Source organism: Scopulibacillus daqui (genome assembly GCF_016908855.1).
Classification (GTDB): Bacteria; Bacillota; Bacilli; order Bacillales; family Sporolactobacillaceae; genus Scopulibacillus_A; species Scopulibacillus_A daqui.
On record NZ_JAFBER010000053.1, the window covers coordinates 1 to 1,431 of the forward strand.

A 1,431-nucleotide genomic window follows, 5' to 3' on the forward strand; every position below is an offset into this window, starting at 1 on the left:
TATAATGGACCCAAGAAATTAGACACGAAGAAAGGATATGTTAAGGTAGGTTTATGAAACGAAAAAGATATTCATCCGAATTTAAAGCGCAAATAGTGTTGGAAATTCTTAAGGAAGAAAAATCGTTAATTGAACTTTCTTCGGAACATGGTATCCATACGAATCAGTTAAGGCAATGGAAAGCCCAGTTTATAGAACAGATGCCTCAACTATTTACTAAGCAAAATAAAAAGCAGGAAAAAATGCAAGCTGATTACGAGAAACAAATTGAAAATCTCTACGCTGAAGTCGGCCGTTTAACCACGCAATTGTCGTGGCTTAAAAAAAAATCTGGCATCCACTACGACTAGGCAAGAGCGAATCGATATGGTGGAATGGAAGGATTCTGAATTACCTATTACTCAACAGGCCGATCTATTAAGCCTTAACCGGTCAAGTCTTTATTACAAGCCCGTTGATCCTTCTCCTGAAGAGCTAACGATTAAACACCGGATTGACGAGATTTATACAAAATATCCGTTTTACGGCTCACGAAGGATGACAATTCAACTTAATCGCGAAGGCGTGAACATCAATCGTAAAGCGGTACAGCGTCATATGCGAGAGATGGGCATTCAAGGGATCTCCCCAGGGCCTAACTTGAGTAAACGGAATCTTCAACACCGGATTTACCCATACTTATTGAGAGGCGTGACAATTAGCCATCCCAATCATGTTTGGGGTATTGATATAACTTATATCCGAATGCAAAAGGGTTGGATGTATCTTGTAGCTGTTATTGACTGGTACTCTCGCTTTGTCATCAGCTGGGAGCTTGATCAAACCCTTGAAATTGATTTTGTATTAGAGGCTGTTCGCCGCGCATTATCGAAGGGTCAGCCAAACATTTTTAATAGTGACCAAGGCAGCCATTTTACCAGCCCACAATATATTAATCTTTTAAAGGAAAGACCAATTAAGATTAGTATGGATGGTAAAGGGCGAGCCCTTGACAATATTATAACAGAGCGTCTCTGGCGCACAGTCAAGTATGAAGAGGTTTATCTAAAAGATTATCAAACACCCAGAGAAACTAGAAGGGAAATTAAAAATTTTCTAACCTTTTATAATTATGAACGCCCTCACCAATCACTTGGCTATGTAACCCCTGCCTCAGTATATGGCCAGTAGAGGTTATTCGTCCTTTAAAATAGAGTCCTTCTCACGGAAGAACCTGTCAAGGGTACGGCAAAGCCCTCACTATCGTTCGCCCTTGACAGAACCTCCCCTGAGAAGGGATGATAATGCAGGACGAAAAACCTCAAAAAAGGTGGATACACTGTTTTAAACCCCTAAGGAGTACCTCATACTCTTATTACACAGCCGGTCTGAAAATAGATCAACCCACCTTAAAAATTTAAAATTAGTGTCTTGACAATGGGGTCCACCTTA

The 1,431-nt window shown here is 40.3% G+C and carries 1 protein-coding gene; it reads left to right on the top strand.

The window, feature by feature from the left end; all coding sequences use genetic code 11:
- The first annotated feature begins 53 nt into the window (after positions 1-53).
- Positions 54-1,170 (top strand): IS3 family transposase gene (locus tag JOD45_RS16380; RefSeq protein WP_205004932.1). Its coding sequence is split into 2 segments (ribosomal slippage): positions 54-322 and positions 321-1,170, totalling 1,119 coding nucleotides; the frame shifts between segments, so codons are not numbered across the junction.
- Positions 1,171-1,431 lie beyond the last annotated feature (261 nt).